The organism is Mesorhizobium sp. M7A.F.Ca.CA.004.06.1.1 (assembly GCF_003999135.1).
Lineage (GTDB): Bacteria > Pseudomonadota > Alphaproteobacteria > Rhizobiales > Rhizobiaceae > Mesorhizobium.
In genome coordinates, this window is record NZ_RZPQ01001195.1 from 1 (window position 1) to 1069 (window position 1069).

Sequence of the window (1069 nt, forward strand, 5' to 3'; positions counted from 1 at the left end):
GAATTTCTCCATTCCGCAGCCGCCGGCCGATCCCGACGCATTGACCGACGACGAGGATGCGCTGACCGACATCGATCTCGAGGAACTCGGCCTGCTGACGCCGCGCGTCACGGAAGATTGACTGGCATTGGCGGCCAACTTGATGAGGATGCGCGGATTCGTAGCGGGCGTTCCCGTCGAAAATGCGTGACATCCGTCACCCTTTCATAAACTCTGTCGCAGTTGTGTTTGAATCCCAACGCGAAAACGCATAGATCATCGCCAGGGAAAACATTCGAGAGAGATTTGCTATGGGTTCATTTTCGATTTGGCATTGGCTGATCGTGCTGGTGATCGTGCTTTTGGTGTTCGGCCGCGGCAAGATTCCCGAGCTGATGGGCGATATGGCCAAGGGTATCAAAAGCTTCAAGAAGGGCATGGCCGACGACGAGGTTGCCGAAGACAAGCGCACCGTCGAACATCGTGCCGACGAGACCGTTGCGGCCGCGAAGGAAAAAGTCAGCAAGAGCTGAGCCTAAGGTTCTAGTCGGAACAGAGTGCCATGTTTGAAGTCGGCTGGACCGAAATGCTGGTCATCGCGATCGTCATGATCGTGGTCGTCGGACCCAAGGATTTGCCCAATATGCTGCGCACCTTCGGCCGCACGACGGCGAAGCTGCGCGCCATGGCGTCCGATTTCCAGAAACAGTTCAACGAGGCGCTGAAGGAAGCCGAGCTCGACGACGTCAAGAAGTCCGTCGACGAGCTCAGGGGCATGAGCCCGATGGCTGAGATCAGGAAGCAGCTCAATCCGTTCGAACAGGCCGCGGCCGACGTTCGCTCCGGCGTCGATGCGGCGATGAAGCCGAAGCCGGCAGCCGATCCGGCAAGCTCTGTCGCTTCGACCCCGCAAACGGCCGAGCCGTTGAAGAACGGTGCAACGACCATGCCTGGCGTCAACGCGCCGGAAGCAGCGCCAGCAGCGCCGGTTTTTCCGGCAATGACCGACGAATCGGTGGTGACCTCGTCAGCGCCGGCGGAACCCGTTGCGGCGCCGAAGGCGTCCGCGGCGAAGAAACCAGCCAAGCCT

2 protein-coding genes and 1 pseudogene are annotated in these 1069 nt (G+C 59.8%); all 3 read left to right on the top strand.

Annotation, left to right across the window (positions count from 1 at the left end; all coding sequences use genetic code 11):
* Positions 1–121, top strand: a pseudogene (locus EN906_RS38660) (SMC-Scp complex subunit ScpB); the annotation flags it as partial.
* Positions 122–290: 169 nt separating this feature from the next.
* Positions 291–512, top strand: coding sequence for a twin-arginine translocase TatA/TatE family subunit (locus EN906_RS35075; protein ID WP_127375822.1), 222 nt, complete (start codon positions 291–293; stop codon positions 510–512).
* Positions 513–541: 29 nt separating this feature from the next.
* The coding region (gene tatB, locus EN906_RS35080; protein WP_127374599.1) for a Sec-independent protein translocase protein TatB at positions 542–1069 on the top strand (528 nt) is incomplete at its 3' end.

Coding starts and splice junctions, on each gene's coding strand:
- EN906_RS35075 (WP_127375822.1), top strand. CDS start 291: ATGGGTTCATTTTCGATTTGGCATTGGCTGATCGTGCTGGTGATCGTG.